The sequence below is a fragment of the Chitinophaga eiseniae genome, assembly GCF_900167135.1.
Lineage (GTDB): Bacteria > Bacteroidota > Bacteroidia > Chitinophagales > Chitinophagaceae > Chitinophaga > Chitinophaga eiseniae.
Genome location: NZ_FUWZ01000002.1, coordinates 392,512 through 406,439 on the forward strand (window position 1 = coordinate 392,512; position 13,928 = coordinate 406,439).

Genomic DNA, 13,928 nt, shown 5'->3' on the forward strand with positions numbered 1-13,928 from the left:
TGTATTTTTAGCTAATGCGTACTGTGAATAATTATTTGGACGATTGTTTCGGATCAGGGATCAGCAGGTCCGGTTTGCCATAGATGAAGCCTTTACGCTGATAGTTAGACGGCGCGAAGGTTTCAGACATGTAGATCGCATCTTTGGGGCAAGCTTCTTCGCAGAACCCGCAGAAAATACAACGCAGCATGTTGATCTCATACCGGGCAGCATATTTCTCTTCACGGTACAGATGCTCCTCTCCGGGTTTCCTTTCTGCCGCCTCCATGGTGATGGCTTCTGCAGGGCAGGCCACCGCGCACAGACCACAGGCAGTACATCTTTCACGGCCTTCCTCGTCCCGGTTCAATACGTGTAATCCACGGAACACCGGGCTGAATTGACGGCGCTGCTCAGGGAAGCTGACAGTAGCTTTCCGTTTGAAGATATGTTTGAAGGTGATGCCCATGCCTTTGGCGATGGCAGGAACATACATCTTTTCCAGGAAGGTTAATGGACTGCGGTCCACCGGTTTGGCCCTGTTTGTTAATGCTTGCATAATAAATGCTTTATTTCGTCCACACCTGTGGTGTGTATAAATTATTTGATAAAAATTAGTGTTGACGGAACAGTACAATTGCACCGGTAATCAGCATATTGGCCAATGCCAGCGGAATCATCACTCTCCAGCCCAGGCGCATCAGCTGATCATAACGGAACCTCGGAACCGTCCACCGTACCCACATAAAGAAGAATATAAACACCAGTATCTTCACGAACAGCGCCAGGAAGCCCAGGATGGTGAGCAGGTTGGGGCTAACGCCCAGACTGTCCATACCCGGGAAAGCGTATCCGCCGAAGTACATGGTGGCCATCAGCGCAGAGCTGACAAACATATTGATATATTCCGCAAAAAGATAAAAGCCCAGTTTCATGGAAGAATATTCCAGGTGGTAACCGCCGTTCAGCTCGTTCTCTGCTTCCGGCAGGTCAAAAGGAGCGCGGTTGGTTTCAGCAAAAGCGGTCACCAGGAAGATAAAGAATCCCAGCGGCTGGTACACGACGTTCCAGTAGTCGTGGCGCTGTTGTTCCACGATCTCTTTCAGGCTCAGCGTGCCGGTGAGCATCAGCAATGCGATCAGCGCGAGGCCCATCGGCAGCTCATAGGAGATGATCTGGGAAGCGGCCCTTACGGATGCCAGCAGGGAGTATTTGTTGTTGGAAGCCCAGCCTCCGATCATGATACCATATACGCCTACGCTCAATACCCCGAAGATGAACAGGATACCGATATTGACATCGGCCACCTGCAGGGACACGGTACGGCCGGCGATGGTCAGCGTATCGCCCCAGGGAATTACGGCGCTGGTCATACAAGCCACCAACATGGCGATAGACGGGCCGAGGATAAAGAGGAACCGGTTGGAGTTGGTAGGAATGATCTCTTCCTTGAAGAAGAGTTTACCACCATCGGCCAGCGGTTGCAGCAGGCCCATCGGGCCGGCGCGGTTCGGGCCAAGACGGTCCTGGATCCAGGCAGCCACCTTTCTTTCGCCCCAGGTAGAGTACATGGCCACTACGAGTGACAGCACCAATACTGCGGATATCAGCAGTATTTTTTCAAGAATAAAAAACCAGTCTATGCTTAATAACGTCATTTTCCAATTACGAATTACGAATTACGAATACGATGCTTACTTATTAAAATCGTCCGAATGGGCAGGACCGTCGATCCTGGAGAGATCAATTTCCGGCCGGTTCACCTCGCTTGTGGTGTGGATATCGAACAGCAGTTTAGGCTGTCTTCCGTCCAGTACTTCCACCAGCGGGTCTTTCGGTTTAACGGTATTCACGTAATGGCCCTGGGAAATAACACTGTGACGGTCTATTTTGCGGGGGCCTTCGATGATCCAGTCTGATTTTTCTTTTTTATCGAAACGGCAGGTATCGCAGATAAAGTTTTCCACTTCGCCGTATTTGTCTTTACGGGCAGTAACGCGGAACACTTCATCGCCACGCATCCACAGCACGGTTTTACCGCAGCATTTCGGGTCGTTGCAGTCACGGTGGGCGTCTACCGGTTTCAGGAACCATACGCGGTTTTTGAACCGGAAGGTTTTATCGGTGAGGGCGCCTACCGGGCAAACGTCGATCACGTTGCCGATAAAGTTATTGTCGAGGGACTGATGGATATAGGTGCTGATCTCAGAAGCGTCTCCACGGCCGAGTATGCCGTGTTCGCGTTTTTCTGTGAGCTGATCGGCTGTAAATACGCAGCGGTAGCAGAGGATGCAGCGGGTCATGTGCAGCTGTATCTTGTCGCCGATGTCGATTTTTTCGAAAGTTCTGCGTTTGAATTCGTAGCGGGTAGCTTCAGCGCCGTGTTCATAGCTCAGGTTCTGCAGGTCGCATTCACCGGCCTGATCGCAAACGGGGCAATCGAGCGGGTGGTTGAGCAGCAGGAATTCCACCACGCCTTTACGGGCTTCCTGTACTTCCGGAGAAGTAATGTTGGCCACTTCCATGCCGTCCATTACAGTGGTACGGCAGCTGGCCACCAGTTTAGGCATCGGGCGCGGGTCGGCCTCGGAGCCTTTGGTTACTTTCACCAGGCAGGTACGGCATTTACCACCGCTGCCCTGCAGCTTGGAGTAGTAGCACATAGCCGGCGGTACCACATCCCCTCCTATCGTCCGGGCCGCATTCAGTATCGTAGTACCAGGTTCGACCTCCACGGAGATGTTATCGATCTTAACCTTGAATAATTTTTTTTCCTCCGCCATCTTGATATATTTTTTGCTCGCAAAGCTTTTTAAGAGAGCTAAGAAGCAAAGTTTAAGTTTTTTACAGTTTATTAACTATTCTGTGTATTCCTGTTTTTATTAATGTTACATTGAAATTGATCAATAATCCCAGTTTAAATCCGGTCAACTTCAGATATGTCAATACTTGTTTGTAATGGACATCCTTTAGTTCCTCTATTGATTTTATTTCAACGATCACTTTGTTTTCGACTATCAGGTCCGCCCTAAATGCCTTTTCCAGCACTAAGCCATCATGAACCAGCTTTATATCCTCCTGTCTTGAAAAACATATCTTTCGTTTACCCAATTCGAAACTCAGAAGTTCTTCATAAACCGACTCGTACAAACCGGGGCCAAATTTTACATGTATACTATAACATGCGTCCACAATCTCCCGGGAGATTTCATTTTCTGTCAATGGATGAAATATTAGTGGGTTAACAATATCAGAAACAATCTTCGCGTCTTGGCTCTCTTATAATTCTCTGCGTGAACTACACAGCGGCTGGTGCCGGTGCAGGCAACGGATCGGCGTAGTGGGCCAGGCCGAAATTGCGTGTCAGCGCTTCGTCCGGGTGTGTCACATGCCATTCGAACTCGTCGCGGAAGTGACGGATGGCAGCAGCCACAGGCCATGCGGCGGCGTCGCCGAGCGGGCAGATGGTATTGCCTTCAATTTTCCGCTGGATATCCCACAACAGGTCGATATCACTCATTTTACCTTTTCCGTATTCGATGTTGTGCAGCACTTTTTTCATCCAGCCGGTACCTTCACGGCACGGGCTGCACTGGCCGCAGCTTTCGTGGTGGTAGAAACGGGCGAAGGTGAGGGTATTGCGCACAATACACTGGTCTTCGTCCATCACGATAAAACCACCGGAGCCCAGCATGGAGCCGGTAGCGAAACCACCATCGTTGAGGCTTTCGTAGGTCATCATACGGGTTTCGCCCTTCGCTGTTTTCAGCAGCAGGTTGGCGGGCAGCACCGGTACGGAAGAACCGCCCGGGATACAGGCCTTCAGGCGTTTACCCCCTTTGATGCCTCCGCAGTATTCGTCAGAGTAAATAAATTCTTCTACAGAGATGTTCATTTCGATCTCGTAAACGCCGGGTTTGTTGATGTTACCACAGGCGGAGATCAGTTTGGTGCCGGTGGATTTGCCGATACCGAATTTGATGTATTCATCGCCGCCGATATTAACGATGGGCACTACGGCAGCAATGGTCTCCACGTTGTTGACTACCGTAGGACATCCCCACAGCCCTTTTACAGCCGGGAATGGCGGTTTGATACGGGGGTTGCCGCGTTTACCTTCCAGCGATTCCAGCAGGGCTGTTTCCTCACCGCAGATATAGGCGCCGGCGCCGCGTTGTACAAATATTTCGAGATCGTAACCGGTACCCAGGATGTTTTTACCCAGCCAGCCTTTGTTTTTGGCTTCGGCGATGGCCTGTTCCAGGATGTCCGGTATCCAGGCGTATTCGCCGCGGATATAGATATAGGCTCTGTTAGCGCCCAGGGCGAAGCTGGAGATCAGCAGGCCTTCCACCAGCAGGTGAGGGATGAACTCCATCAGGTAGCGGTCTTTGAATGTGCCCGGTTCTGATTCGTCCGCATTGCAAACGAGGTAACGCGGAACACCTTCCGGTTTGGCGATGAAGCTCCATTTCAGGCCGGTAGGGAAACCCGCGCCACCACGGCCTCTCAGGCCGCTCTTCTTTACTTCTTCCACTACAGCTTCGGGGCCCATGGATTTCAGGGCTTTCTCCGCCGCAGCATAACCGCCGTTAGCCCGGTAAGTGTCATAATACCGGATACCTTCTATGTGTGCTTTGTCTAACAGTAATTTGCGTCCCATTGTCTTCCTTATGGTTTAATGGTGATAGGTAAACCAGCACCATCAACAGATTTGTATGATATATCTTTTATGCCTTGCGTATCCGGTGCTGCGCCACCCGTTCTGCCAGCCGGAAAAACAGGTACCCGGAAGCCACGCCGCAGATAAAGGAGAGGAACCAGTTGTTCACCCGCCACAGTCCTGCCAGTGCTGCTATCAGCAATCCTGCTTCGATGATGGTCTGCCGGTGCTGATAGATGAATAACCCGATACGCATGACTATATTCTTTTGCTGATGCATCAATTAGCTTTGGCCCTGCATTCCGCGATGATCTCATCTACTTTGGCAGGGGTCAGGTGTTCGCGGAAATGTTTACCCAATTGCATCATGGGCGCATAACCACAGGCACCGAGGCACTCTACCGTTTTAAGGGTGAACATGCCGTCAGGCGTAGTTTCACCTACACCGATACCCAGTTTATTCTTAATATAGTCAATGATCTGATCCGAACCACTTACCATGCAGGGACCTGTCTGGCATACTTCAAACAGGTATTTGCCCACCGGCTTCAGGTTGAACATGCTGTAGAAAGTGGCCACTTCGTATACCTCGATGGACGTTATCTGCAGTAAGCCTGCCACGTAGTCCATGGTTTCTGCACTCAGCCAACCGCCAAATTCTTCCTGTGCCAGATGCAGCACAGGTATCAGCGCACTCTTCTGCTTCCCTTCCGGGTAGCGTGCGATGATCTCTTTTACTTTATTCAGTTTCTCTTCAGAAAATTGAACCACAGCCATTAAAAAATTATGTTTAAGTAAGCTTTTTTATTCTTTAGACGCTCTCATAAAAACAAATAGTACCCGCAGGGGCAGGTACTACTACGCATCCAGTTCACCGGCAATCAGGTTAAGGCTGCTCATACACACGATAGCGTCGCTTAACATGGAGCCTTTAATCAGTTCAGGGTAAGCCTGGTAGTAGATAAAGCAGGGACGGCGGAAGTGCAACCGGTAGGGGCTGCGGCCACCATCGCTGATCAGGTAAAAGCCCAGTTCACCGTTGGCCCCTTCTACGGAGTGGTACACTTCGCCGGGCAGTATTTCTGTTTCACCCATCACAATTTTAAAGTGATAGATGAGTGCTTCCATTTTAGTATAAACGTCTTTTTTCTCAGGCAGGTAATAAGCCGGAACGTCTGCATGGTATACATCGTCCGGTAAACCTTTCAGCTTCTCCATGGCCTGGCGGATGATGCTGATGCTTTCCCACATTTCTGCGTTACGCACCTGGTAACGGTCGTAACAGTCGCCGGTAGTACCTACCGGTATGGAGAAGTCGAAGTCCTGGTAAGAGCAGTATGGATTGGCGATGCGCACGTCGTAGTCCACCCCGGCGGCTCTCAGGTTAGGACCGGTGAAGCCGTAGCTCATGGCTCTTTCCGCGCTGATGGCGCCTACGCCCTGCGTACGTTCCATAAAGATGCGGTTACGGGTCAGCAGGGTTTCAAATTCTGTCAGGGCAGCCGGGTATTCTTTCAGGAAACGTTCAATTTTCTCAAAAGCAGCCGGGGTGAAATTTCTTTCAAAACCGCCGATACGGCCTATGTTGGTCGTCAGCCGGGAACCGCAGATCTCTTCGTAAATTTCGTATATCAGTTCACGGTAGGTCATGAGGTATACGAAACCGGTCAATGCACCGGTATCCACACCCATTACCGCGCTACAGATCAGGTGGTCCGCAATACGGGCCAGCTCCATGATGATCACCCGCAGGTAGTCAACACGCTTGGGCATTTCCAGTCCCAGCAGCTTTTCCACTGTCATGATCCAGCCCATGTTGTTGATGGGGGCAGAGCAGTAGTTCAGCCGGTCCGTGAGCGGCGTGACCTGGTAATACGGACGGCGTTCTGCGATCTTCTCAAAAGCGCGGTGGATGTATCCTACAGTGGATACGGCGCTCACTACTCTTTCACCGTCTATTTCCAGGATATTCTGGAATACGCCGTGCGTAGCCGGGTGGGTAGGACCCAGGTTCAGCGTGGTCGTATTTTTCTCTATGGAGCCTTCCGGCAGTTTTATATGTTGTTTCTGGTCTAACATAGCCTATTTGAATTAAAAGTGACCGCCCCTTCCAAACATTTCGTCGTCTTTGTCTGTACGCATGGGATCTTCCAGCGGGAATTCCTTGCGCATGGGGAAATAAGTCATTTCATCCACGTTGAGGATACGGATCAGGTTAGGATGCCCTACAAAATCCACCCCGAAGAAATCATAGGTTTCACGCTCCATCCAGTTGGCAGATTCATACAGGCTGGTAGCGGTAAATACTTTCGGTGAAGCCACCGGCGTATATACTTTAAGGCGCAGCCTTACATTGTCCACGAAGTTGTGCAGGTGGTATACCACGCACAACTCCTCTCCTTTCCTTTCGGGATAATGCACGGCTGTGATGTCTGTCAGAAAACGAAAACGCAATTCCTCATCATCAAACAGGAATTGCATTACTTTCAGGTTATAATCTTTCTGTGCGGTGAAGGTGAGCATTCCAAACGGCTCTTCAAAACCGGTCAGTACATCCCCGAACTTCTCCGTCAGGCGTTGTTGTATGCGTTCGTTTGTTAAAGACATTAACAATAAGTGATTTACGAGTTACAAGTTACCATTCACACCCTATTTGATGCCGTAGGACTCCATCAGTTCTTTATAACGGTCGGAGTTACGGCGACGCAGGCTTTCATTGCCCACCAGCTGTTGTATTTTCATGAATCCGTCGATAATGCCTTCCGGCCTGGGAGGGCATCCCGGAACATACACATCTACCGGAATCACCTGGTCAATTCCTTGTAAAACAGAATAAGTATCAAAAATACCACCGCTGCAGGCACAGGCACCTACAGCCATTACCCAGCGCGGCTCTGCCATCTGCAGGTATACCTGGCGCACGATAGGGCCCATTTTTTTGGAAATAGTGCCCATCACCATCAGCAGATCGCACTGACGGGGGGTAAATGCCATACGTTCCGCACCGAAGCGCGCCAGATCGTAGGTGGCGGCCATCGTAGCCATAAATTCAATACCACAGCAGGAGGTAGCGAATGGCAAAGGCCAGATGGAGTTTTTACGCGCCAGGCCGATGGCCTTATCAAATGAGGTGGCATAAAACCCTTCACCGGAATATCCCTCAGGGATTTCCACCATCTTCACATTGGTATTATATTGAACCGGACGAGCCATTGGATTAAGATTTAAAGGTTTAAGATTAGTCTTCCCACTTCAGGGCACCCTTCTTCACGATGTAGATAAACCCACACAGGAAGAAGCCCACAAACATCAGCACCGCGACGAATCCTTCCCAACCCAGAGACCTGAAGTTAACAGCGTACGGGTAGAAAAAGATCACTTCCACATCAAATAACACGAAGAGAATAGCCGTCAGAAAGTACTTGATCGCCACAGGCTGCCTCGCATTCCCGCGCTGCTCGATGCCGCTCTCGAAGTTAATAAGCTTATCACTTGTTTTACGCTTGGGACCCAGAAAGTGAGTGGCTAGCATGGTGATCCCAACGAAACCTAAAGCAGCAAGTAATTGCAGTACTATAGGGAAATAGCTAAAAGGAGTAGTCGTTGCTGACAAAAATACAGTATCTGTATACATAAGCTTCCCGATAAAACATTGTCCGAATGCGCAAAAATACTGTAACTAAACCAAATATCAAATCTATTTAAAGGTTAAAATATTATCTTTTTTTGCCAACCGGAAACCAGGGAAACCATTCCCGCGATCCCGGGTTCACCCACCGGAAACCAAGCATATAAAGCCTTTTTGTGTTTTTTACACAATCAATCGCCCAATAGAATACTGATTAATAATTAGATATAACAATTAACCTACATGTAAATACATTTTTTGCATCGCAGTCTACCGGTCATTTTGTCAATATTTTACCGTTGACCGGTATTTTCAGGTGGATGATAAGCCGGACTGCTTTCCATCCAACGCCGTCGAGAGACTTACAACACTCCACTATTACTGCTTTTACCGGCACATCGGCCGAAAGCCCTCTTCCACCGCCCTATCAACTATTACGATGCAAATACGCAGCAAGAGCAAGCAAAGTGCCAATCTGACAGCAGAGCAAAGGGATTAATTTCCGGCACGCCCATAAAAAAACCCCGGACCAAAACGGCCCGGGGCTTTTTATATGACAAGCAGTTATATTATTTTTTATTGGCAGCTGGTTTAGCAGCTGGTTTTTCGCGGCTGGCCATGTTTTCTCTTACCTGTTTAACGGTAATGTTGTTCGGATCGATAGCAGACAGTTTATCAGCCCAGATCTGAACATTGGCTTTATCCTCCTTGAAGTAGTAGTACAACAGCTCGTAAGTGTAAGCGAAGCTCAACGTGCTTTTATTCTTATCTGTACCCAGCGGCTCAGTGATTTCTATGTATTTATCATAGAAAGGTTTAGCAATGCCGGATTGTGCCTGGGGATCTTTAGCGAAGTTGGCACGGCCTCTCCAATAGTAGCCGGTACCCAATTCAGGTTTCTCTTCGATCACTTTCTGGAAGGCAATGTCTGATTTATTGATCAGCGCGGTGTCGTAAGGAGATACGTTCACCCCGGCGTAGTAGTAGTTGATACCTACGTTGAAATAGTCGATAGCGCCCAGTTGTTCCTTATTGGCCAGACGCAGCTCGTTGGCTTTGTCGTACCAGTCACCGGCCTGCTCATATTTCCTGGCAGTTTTTAATGCCTCAGCAATTTGAATGTAAGTGTCCGGATCTTTAACGGTGGTGGAAGAGGCGAATTTTTCCAGGTAAGCCAACGCTTTGTCAGTATATTGTTCCTGAGTAGCGGAGTCAGAAGATTTAAGACGGAGGTAGATAGTGCTCAGCAATTTGTAGTCACTGGAATCCAGTTTGCTTTCGCCTACAGACTGCGCATAATCATCCATTATTTTTTTCGCGTTCAGGGAATCTCCTTTTTGCAGGTAAGCGTCACCAACCAGCAGGCTGAACTTGTTTTTGTATATTTCGTTGGCACCGGCCATTGCAGCCTGACCTTTAGCGATAGCGCCATCGTAGTCTTTTTTGAAGAAAGCTACAGAAGCGGCCAGGTATTCGTTTTTGGTTTTATCTGCAGGATCGGCGATCGCCATGTATTTTTCCAGGTATTCAGCCGCTTTTTCCCAGGAGAGCTGGTCTTTTTTCGGCGTAGTGTAGAACAGGAACAGCTCATTGAAAGCAGGAGCATAGTTCGGGTCCATGTTGGTTGCTTTGGTCCAGTCAGCTACCGCTTCTGCTTTCAGTCTCGCGTTGTAGTTTACGAGGCCTTGTTTCATTACGGCTTCAGCGCTGTTGGCGTCCAGTTCCAGTGCTTTTTCGTAAGCAGCGATAGCTTTACCGCCGTTTTCACCGCCGAGGTAGCGATAGGCGTCACCTTGTTCGATATAGTCAGCCGGAGTGGCAGTGTACATTTCCCTTTTCCTGCGGCCTTCGTTGTTCAGCAGCTTGTCCATTACGGTGAGCGCATAGGCGCGGTCACCCCCTTTCACTTCTGTGTTAGCGTCGGCAATGGCGCGTGCAACGTCGCCGTCACGGCCCTGGGTAGCGGCGGTAGCAGCTTCGAACTTCGCTTTGGCAGCGGCAGCATCACCTTTGATCAGATCGATACGACCCATGCCGGCCTGCAGTAAAGCAGAAGTCGGCACTGCCTGCAAACCCTTCTGGAAGGTGGCAGTAGCGCCGGCTACATCTTCCATGGCGAGTTGTGCTATACCCATGTAGTAATAAGCTTTGTCTTCAGTTGGTTTCGCAGCAATTACTTTTTCAAAAGTCTGTTTGGCGGACAGGTTTTTACCATAATACAGGTCTTTCAATCCATCCTGCACAGATTGAGCCATTACACTGCCGGAGGCGGCGCACAGCAATGCTACGAGTAAACTTTTCCGTCTGTTCATTTGCAATCTGGTTTTAGTTTTAGTTGTGTTTTTTTGACTATTTAAGGTTGGCTTCCCTGAAAACTACATTCAATCTCGCCGGGAATAAGCGGAACTGCTTGATCACAAGCTGTCCTTCATAACTACCAAGGAAGGTAGCAAATCCCGAGCCTAAGCCATGGTAAGGCTCTTTCAGACAAAAGTAGAAGCCACGTTTTAGTGGATAAGATCCGATACCAATGTAAGCCTGATAAGGCAATACAAATTCCGAACCATTATCCGCTCTCAGCTTTACAACGGACACTTTATTGGTGAATGCGAGGGCCAGTGAATCACTGGGATCAGAGATCCAGCTCACGCCTATCACGCCGATTGCGTCCTTGTTCTTGGCGACGTAATCTATCACTTCCGGGTTAGTCTTGGCTGCCATGGTGTTGGCTGGCAAAGGTTTACCTTTATTAATGGAATCCTGGATATAACGTACGGTGCTTGAGTTGGCATTATCAAACACCAGTTGCCATTTTCTTTCTTTGTTGGTGCCGTCCATGATACCCCGCACCTGGTCCATTGTCAGAATGGAATCAGGATTGGCGTGATTCACCACCAGCGCCAGCGCATCCCACGCCAGCAACAGGCTCTGTGGTGTGATCTTTATCTTCTTGAAATAATCACGTTCGGCTGCATTGAAATCGCGGGTCACGATGACCATGCGTGCACTATCATTTATAAGATCTTTAAAACACTCCGCTTCCGGCTTGTAAGAAGGAACGATATGTGCCTTCGGATACAACGACTCGAAAACCTTGATCTCCGAATCCAGCAACGGCTTGTACGTTTCATCCACGCTGATGCGTATTTCGCCTTCTGTGCCGGTATCCAGTTTCTTCGCATTCGGATTGTTGCGGCAGGCCGCCAGTAATGTCAAGGCTGTTAAATATACAGCATACTTTTTAGTAATCCTGAAAAACATATCTTCCCCTCCTTTAGTTCCTGTTAAAAAATAACTTACGAATACCGTTATATACCCTGAAAATACCATATAGCATCAACACAATGCCTATGACCATCATCCATTGCGGGGATATGCGGAATTCACCCAGCCCAAGCCTTTGCGCGAAAATCGCGAAAAGCCCGAAAAGGATAAAGAAGATACCTCTTATCAGTTCACCCATAGGCCTGTACCGGTTTTCCCGTAGCCTGTTTGTTTGTTCGTCTTGCATTTCCATCTTGCGAATTACAATTATACAAAAAAATATTTTTTAAACTTGAATTGGGAATTTTAGAGGAATGTTAAAAAAAAGCTGCAAAACCCTTACCGGATGGCCACTGAAGCGCAATTTGAGGCATTTTTTCAACATGTTGTAATTTTTTGATTTAAAATTTAATCATTTCCCGGTGTTTATAGTTAACATAAGCATTACCTGTATCGAAGCAAAAACAGCCGGGCCGACTGCTTTTGTTGACTAAAAGATGCAAATAGATGAACATTTCCATAATAACTTGTAGGTTTGCGGCCTGATACGCAATTCTCTGAAACGATGAAAATACTGATGGTATGCCTCGGTAATATCTGCCGCTCTCCCCTTGCGGAAGGTATTATGCGGCATCTTGCTAAAGAAAAGGGGCTGGACTGGCAAATAGACTCGGCAGGTACGGGCAACTGGCATATCGGCCATTCGCCGGACCACCGCGCCATCCGGGAAGCCCGCCGTCAGGGCGTGGATATCTCCGGCCTCGCCGCCAGGCAATTTGAAGCCGCCGATTTCGACCGGTTTGACCGTATTTACGTGATGGACCATAACAACCATCGCGACGTGCTGAAAAAAGCCCGTAATGAAGCGGATAAGGCCAAAGTACGACATCTGCTGGCGGATGATCAGGACGTACCGGACCCCTGGTTCGACGACGCCCTCTTCACCCCTGTATATCAACTGATCTATGATGCGTGTAAAAACATCACCGATCAGGAATAATCACCACCACCCTTAATACTAATTTTTTTTCAAGATGATAAAACCCGGTATTCCCAACGGAACCCGCGACTTTGGCCCTGTTGTAGTCAGAAAACGCAACTATATTTTCCGGACCATCCGCGAAACATTCGAAGTATTCGGCTTCCAGCCGCTCGAAACACCCGCTATGGAGAACCTCTCCACCCTCACCGGCAAATACGGCGAGGAAGGCGATAAACTCATGTTTAAAATACTCAATAACGGAGATATATTCCCTAAAGCACAAGCAGCTACCGACACCAAATCCCTGGTAGCCGCCGTCACCGAAAAAGCCCTCCGTTATGACCTCACCATCCCCTTCGCCCGGTATGTGGTGATGAACCAGAACGACCTGGCCCTGCCCTTCAAACGCTACCAGATGCAGCCGGTATGGCGCGCCGACAAACCCCAGCGCGGCCGCTACCGCGAATTCTACCAGTGCGATGCCGATGTGGTGGGCAGCAACTCCCTCCTCAACGAAGTGGAGCTACTCCTCATCTACGATACGGTACTCACCAAACTGGGACTGCAAGGCTATGAACTGCGCATCAACAACCGCAAGATCCTCAGCGGCCTCGCGGAAGTAATCGGTAAACCCGAACTGCTCACCGACATCACCATCTCCATCGATAAACTGGATAAAATCGGAGCGGAAGGCGTACGCAAAGAACTGGCCGCCAGAGGCCTCACCGACGCGGACATCGCCACCATCGAAACTTTCCTGGCCATCAGCGGCACCAGCGAGGAAAAACTGGCGCAACTCAAAACCCTGCTCCAGTCCTCCCCCACCGCCCTCAAAGGCATCGAGGAACTGTCCTACGTACTCAACTCCGGCTTCGGCTCCTTTAATACCACACCGGAAATAGACGTTACCCTGGCCCGCGGCCTCAACTACTACACCGGTATGATCGTGGAAGTAAAGGCCCCGCCCACCGTAAAAATGGGCAGCATCGGCGGCGGCGGACGTTACGACGACCTCACCGGCCTCTTTGGCCTGAAAGGCATCTCCGGCGTAGGCATCTCCTTCGGCGTAGACCGCATCTATGATGTACTGGAAGAACTGCAGCTCTTCCCGCAGGAAGCACAACAGTCCACCAAAGTACTGTTCCTGAACCTCGGCGATGAAAGCGCCCGCACCTGCTTCAGCTACATGATGCAGCTCCGCGCCAAAGGCATCGCAGCGGAACTGTTCCACGAAAACGCCAAGATGGACAAACAGCTTAAATACGCCAACAAAAGAGGCATCCCCTACGTAGTGATCCCCGGCGAAGCGGAACTGCAGGAAGGCCTGGTAAGCGTAAAAAACTTCAGCACGGGCCAGCAGGAGAAAATCAAACTGGACGCATTAGCCAGCTATAACTTCTGATAACCGGCAT

General features: G+C 49.4%; 15 protein-coding genes. 2 read left to right on the forward strand and 13 right to left on the reverse strand.

Annotated elements, in window-relative coordinates:
- Window positions 1-31 precede the first annotated feature (31 nt).
- The 13 genes from nuoI to B5D63_RS11165 all read right to left on the reverse strand — a co-directional run bounded on the left by nuoI (window position 32) and on the right by B5D63_RS11165 (window position 11,486).
- The gene (nuoI, locus tag B5D63_RS11105; RefSeq protein ID WP_078668881.1) at window positions 32-538 is read right to left on the reverse strand and encodes an NADH-quinone oxidoreductase subunit NuoI; all 507 of its coding nucleotides are present in this window, start codon (window positions 536-538) and stop codon (window positions 32-34) included.
- A 55-nt stretch (window positions 539-593) separates the two neighbouring features.
- Window positions 594-1,637, reverse strand: a complete 1,044-nt coding sequence (gene nuoH / locus B5D63_RS11110; protein ID WP_200816985.1) for an NADH-quinone oxidoreductase subunit NuoH — start codon at window positions 1,635-1,637, stop codon at window positions 594-596.
- Between the two features lie 36 nt (window positions 1,638-1,673).
- Window positions 1,674-2,762 carry an NADH-quinone oxidoreductase subunit G gene (locus B5D63_RS11115; protein WP_078668882.1) on the reverse strand — a complete coding sequence of 363 codons (1,089 nt, stop codon included), beginning with the start codon at window positions 2,760-2,762 and terminating at the stop codon, window positions 1,674-1,676.
- Between the two features lie 61 nt (window positions 2,763-2,823).
- On the reverse strand, window positions 2,824-3,201 hold the full coding sequence (locus tag B5D63_RS11120) for a GxxExxY protein (RefSeq protein WP_078668883.1): 378 nt from the start codon (window positions 3,199-3,201) through the stop codon (window positions 2,824-2,826).
- Between the two features lie 76 nt (window positions 3,202-3,277).
- Window positions 3,278-4,642 carry an NADH-quinone oxidoreductase subunit NuoF gene (nuoF, locus tag B5D63_RS11125; protein WP_078668884.1) on the reverse strand — a complete coding sequence of 455 codons (1,365 nt, stop codon included), beginning with the start codon at window positions 4,640-4,642 and terminating at the stop codon, window positions 3,278-3,280.
- Window positions 4,643-4,709: 67 nt separating this feature from the next.
- Entirely contained in the window at window positions 4,710-4,898 is a 189-nt protein-coding gene (locus B5D63_RS11130; RefSeq protein WP_078668885.1) for a hypothetical protein, read from the reverse strand.
- Between the two features lie 23 nt (window positions 4,899-4,921).
- Window positions 4,922-5,419, reverse strand: coding sequence for an NADH-quinone oxidoreductase subunit NuoE family protein (locus B5D63_RS11135; protein WP_078668886.1), 498 nt, complete (start codon window positions 5,417-5,419; stop codon window positions 4,922-4,924).
- 81 nt (window positions 5,420-5,500) lie between these two features.
- On the reverse strand, window positions 5,501-6,721 hold the full coding sequence (locus B5D63_RS11140; protein ID WP_078668887.1) for an NADH-quinone oxidoreductase subunit D: 1,221 nt from the start codon (window positions 6,719-6,721) through the stop codon (window positions 5,501-5,503).
- A gap of 12 nt (window positions 6,722-6,733) precedes the next feature.
- Window positions 6,734-7,249 (reverse strand): NADH-quinone oxidoreductase subunit C, encoded by a 516-nt coding sequence (locus B5D63_RS11145; protein WP_078668888.1) that lies wholly within the window; start codon window positions 7,247-7,249, stop codon window positions 6,734-6,736.
- Window positions 7,250-7,291: 42 nt separating this feature from the next.
- A complete protein-coding gene (locus B5D63_RS11150; protein WP_078668889.1) occupies window positions 7,292-7,855 on the reverse strand; it encodes an NADH-quinone oxidoreductase subunit B in 564 nt (187 codons plus the stop codon).
- 25 nt (window positions 7,856-7,880) lie between these two features.
- Window positions 7,881-8,276, reverse strand: coding sequence for an NADH-quinone oxidoreductase subunit A (locus tag B5D63_RS11155; RefSeq protein ID WP_078668890.1), 396 nt, complete (start codon window positions 8,274-8,276; stop codon window positions 7,881-7,883).
- A gap of 563 nt (window positions 8,277-8,839) precedes the next feature.
- Window positions 8,840-10,582: a tetratricopeptide repeat protein gene (locus B5D63_RS11160; protein WP_078668891.1), complete on the reverse strand. Its 1,743-nt coding sequence runs from the start codon at window positions 10,580-10,582 to the stop codon at window positions 8,840-8,842.
- A 37-nt stretch (window positions 10,583-10,619) separates the two neighbouring features.
- A complete protein-coding gene (locus B5D63_RS11165) occupies window positions 10,620-11,486 on the reverse strand; it encodes a substrate-binding domain-containing protein (RefSeq protein ID WP_159455988.1) in 867 nt (288 codons plus the stop codon).
- 613 nt (window positions 11,487-12,099) lie between these two features.
- On the opposite strand from B5D63_RS11165, the gene B5D63_RS11170 reads away from it, so the two are divergent.
- Entirely contained in the window at window positions 12,100-12,534 is a 435-nt protein-coding gene (locus tag B5D63_RS11170) for a low molecular weight protein-tyrosine-phosphatase (RefSeq protein ID WP_078668893.1), read from the forward strand.
- A gap of 34 nt (window positions 12,535-12,568) precedes the next feature.
- Window positions 12,569-13,918, forward strand: a complete 1,350-nt coding sequence (gene hisS / locus B5D63_RS11175) for a histidine--tRNA ligase (RefSeq protein ID WP_078668894.1) — start codon at window positions 12,569-12,571, stop codon at window positions 13,916-13,918.
- Window positions 13,919-13,928 lie beyond the last annotated feature (10 nt).

What these genes read in the sequence shown, in the direction of transcription:
- nuoI (WP_078668881.1), bottom strand. Translation starts at nt 538, where the DNA reads ATGCAAGCATTAACAAACAGGGCCAAACCGGTGGACCGCAGTCCATTA.
- nuoH (WP_200816985.1), bottom strand. Translation starts at nt 1,637, where the DNA reads ATGACGTTATTAAGCATAGACTGGTTTTTTATTCTTGAAAAAATACTG.
- B5D63_RS11115 (WP_078668882.1), bottom strand. Translation starts at nt 2,762, where the DNA reads ATGGCGGAGGAAAAAAAATTATTCAAGGTTAAGATCGATAACATCTCC.
- nuoF (WP_078668884.1), bottom strand. Translation starts at nt 4,642, where the DNA reads ATGGGACGCAAATTACTGTTAGACAAAGCACACATAGAAGGTATCCGG.
- B5D63_RS11130 (WP_078668885.1), bottom strand. Translation starts at nt 4,898, where the DNA reads ATGCGTATCGGGTTATTCATCTATCAGCACCGGCAGACCATCATCGAA.
- B5D63_RS11135 (WP_078668886.1), bottom strand. Translation starts at nt 5,419, where the DNA reads ATGGCTGTGGTTCAATTTTCTGAAGAGAAACTGAATAAAGTAAAAGAG.
- B5D63_RS11140 (WP_078668887.1), bottom strand. Translation starts at nt 6,721, where the DNA reads ATGTTAGACCAGAAACAACATATAAAACTGCCGGAAGGCTCCATAGAG.
- B5D63_RS11145 (WP_078668888.1), bottom strand. Translation starts at nt 7,249, where the DNA reads ATGTCTTTAACAAACGAACGCATACAACAACGCCTGACGGAGAAGTTC.
- B5D63_RS11150 (WP_078668889.1), bottom strand. Translation starts at nt 7,855, where the DNA reads ATGGCTCGTCCGGTTCAATATAATACCAATGTGAAGATGGTGGAAATC.
- B5D63_RS11155 (WP_078668890.1), bottom strand. Translation starts at nt 8,276, where the DNA reads ATGTATACAGATACTGTATTTTTGTCAGCAACGACTACTCCTTTTAGC.
- B5D63_RS11160 (WP_078668891.1), bottom strand. Translation starts at nt 10,582, where the DNA reads ATGAACAGACGGAAAAGTTTACTCGTAGCATTGCTGTGCGCCGCCTCC.
- B5D63_RS11170 (WP_078668893.1), top strand. Translation starts at nt 12,100, where the DNA reads ATGAAAATACTGATGGTATGCCTCGGTAATATCTGCCGCTCTCCCCTT.
- hisS (WP_078668894.1), top strand. Translation starts at nt 12,569, where the DNA reads ATGATAAAACCCGGTATTCCCAACGGAACCCGCGACTTTGGCCCTGTT.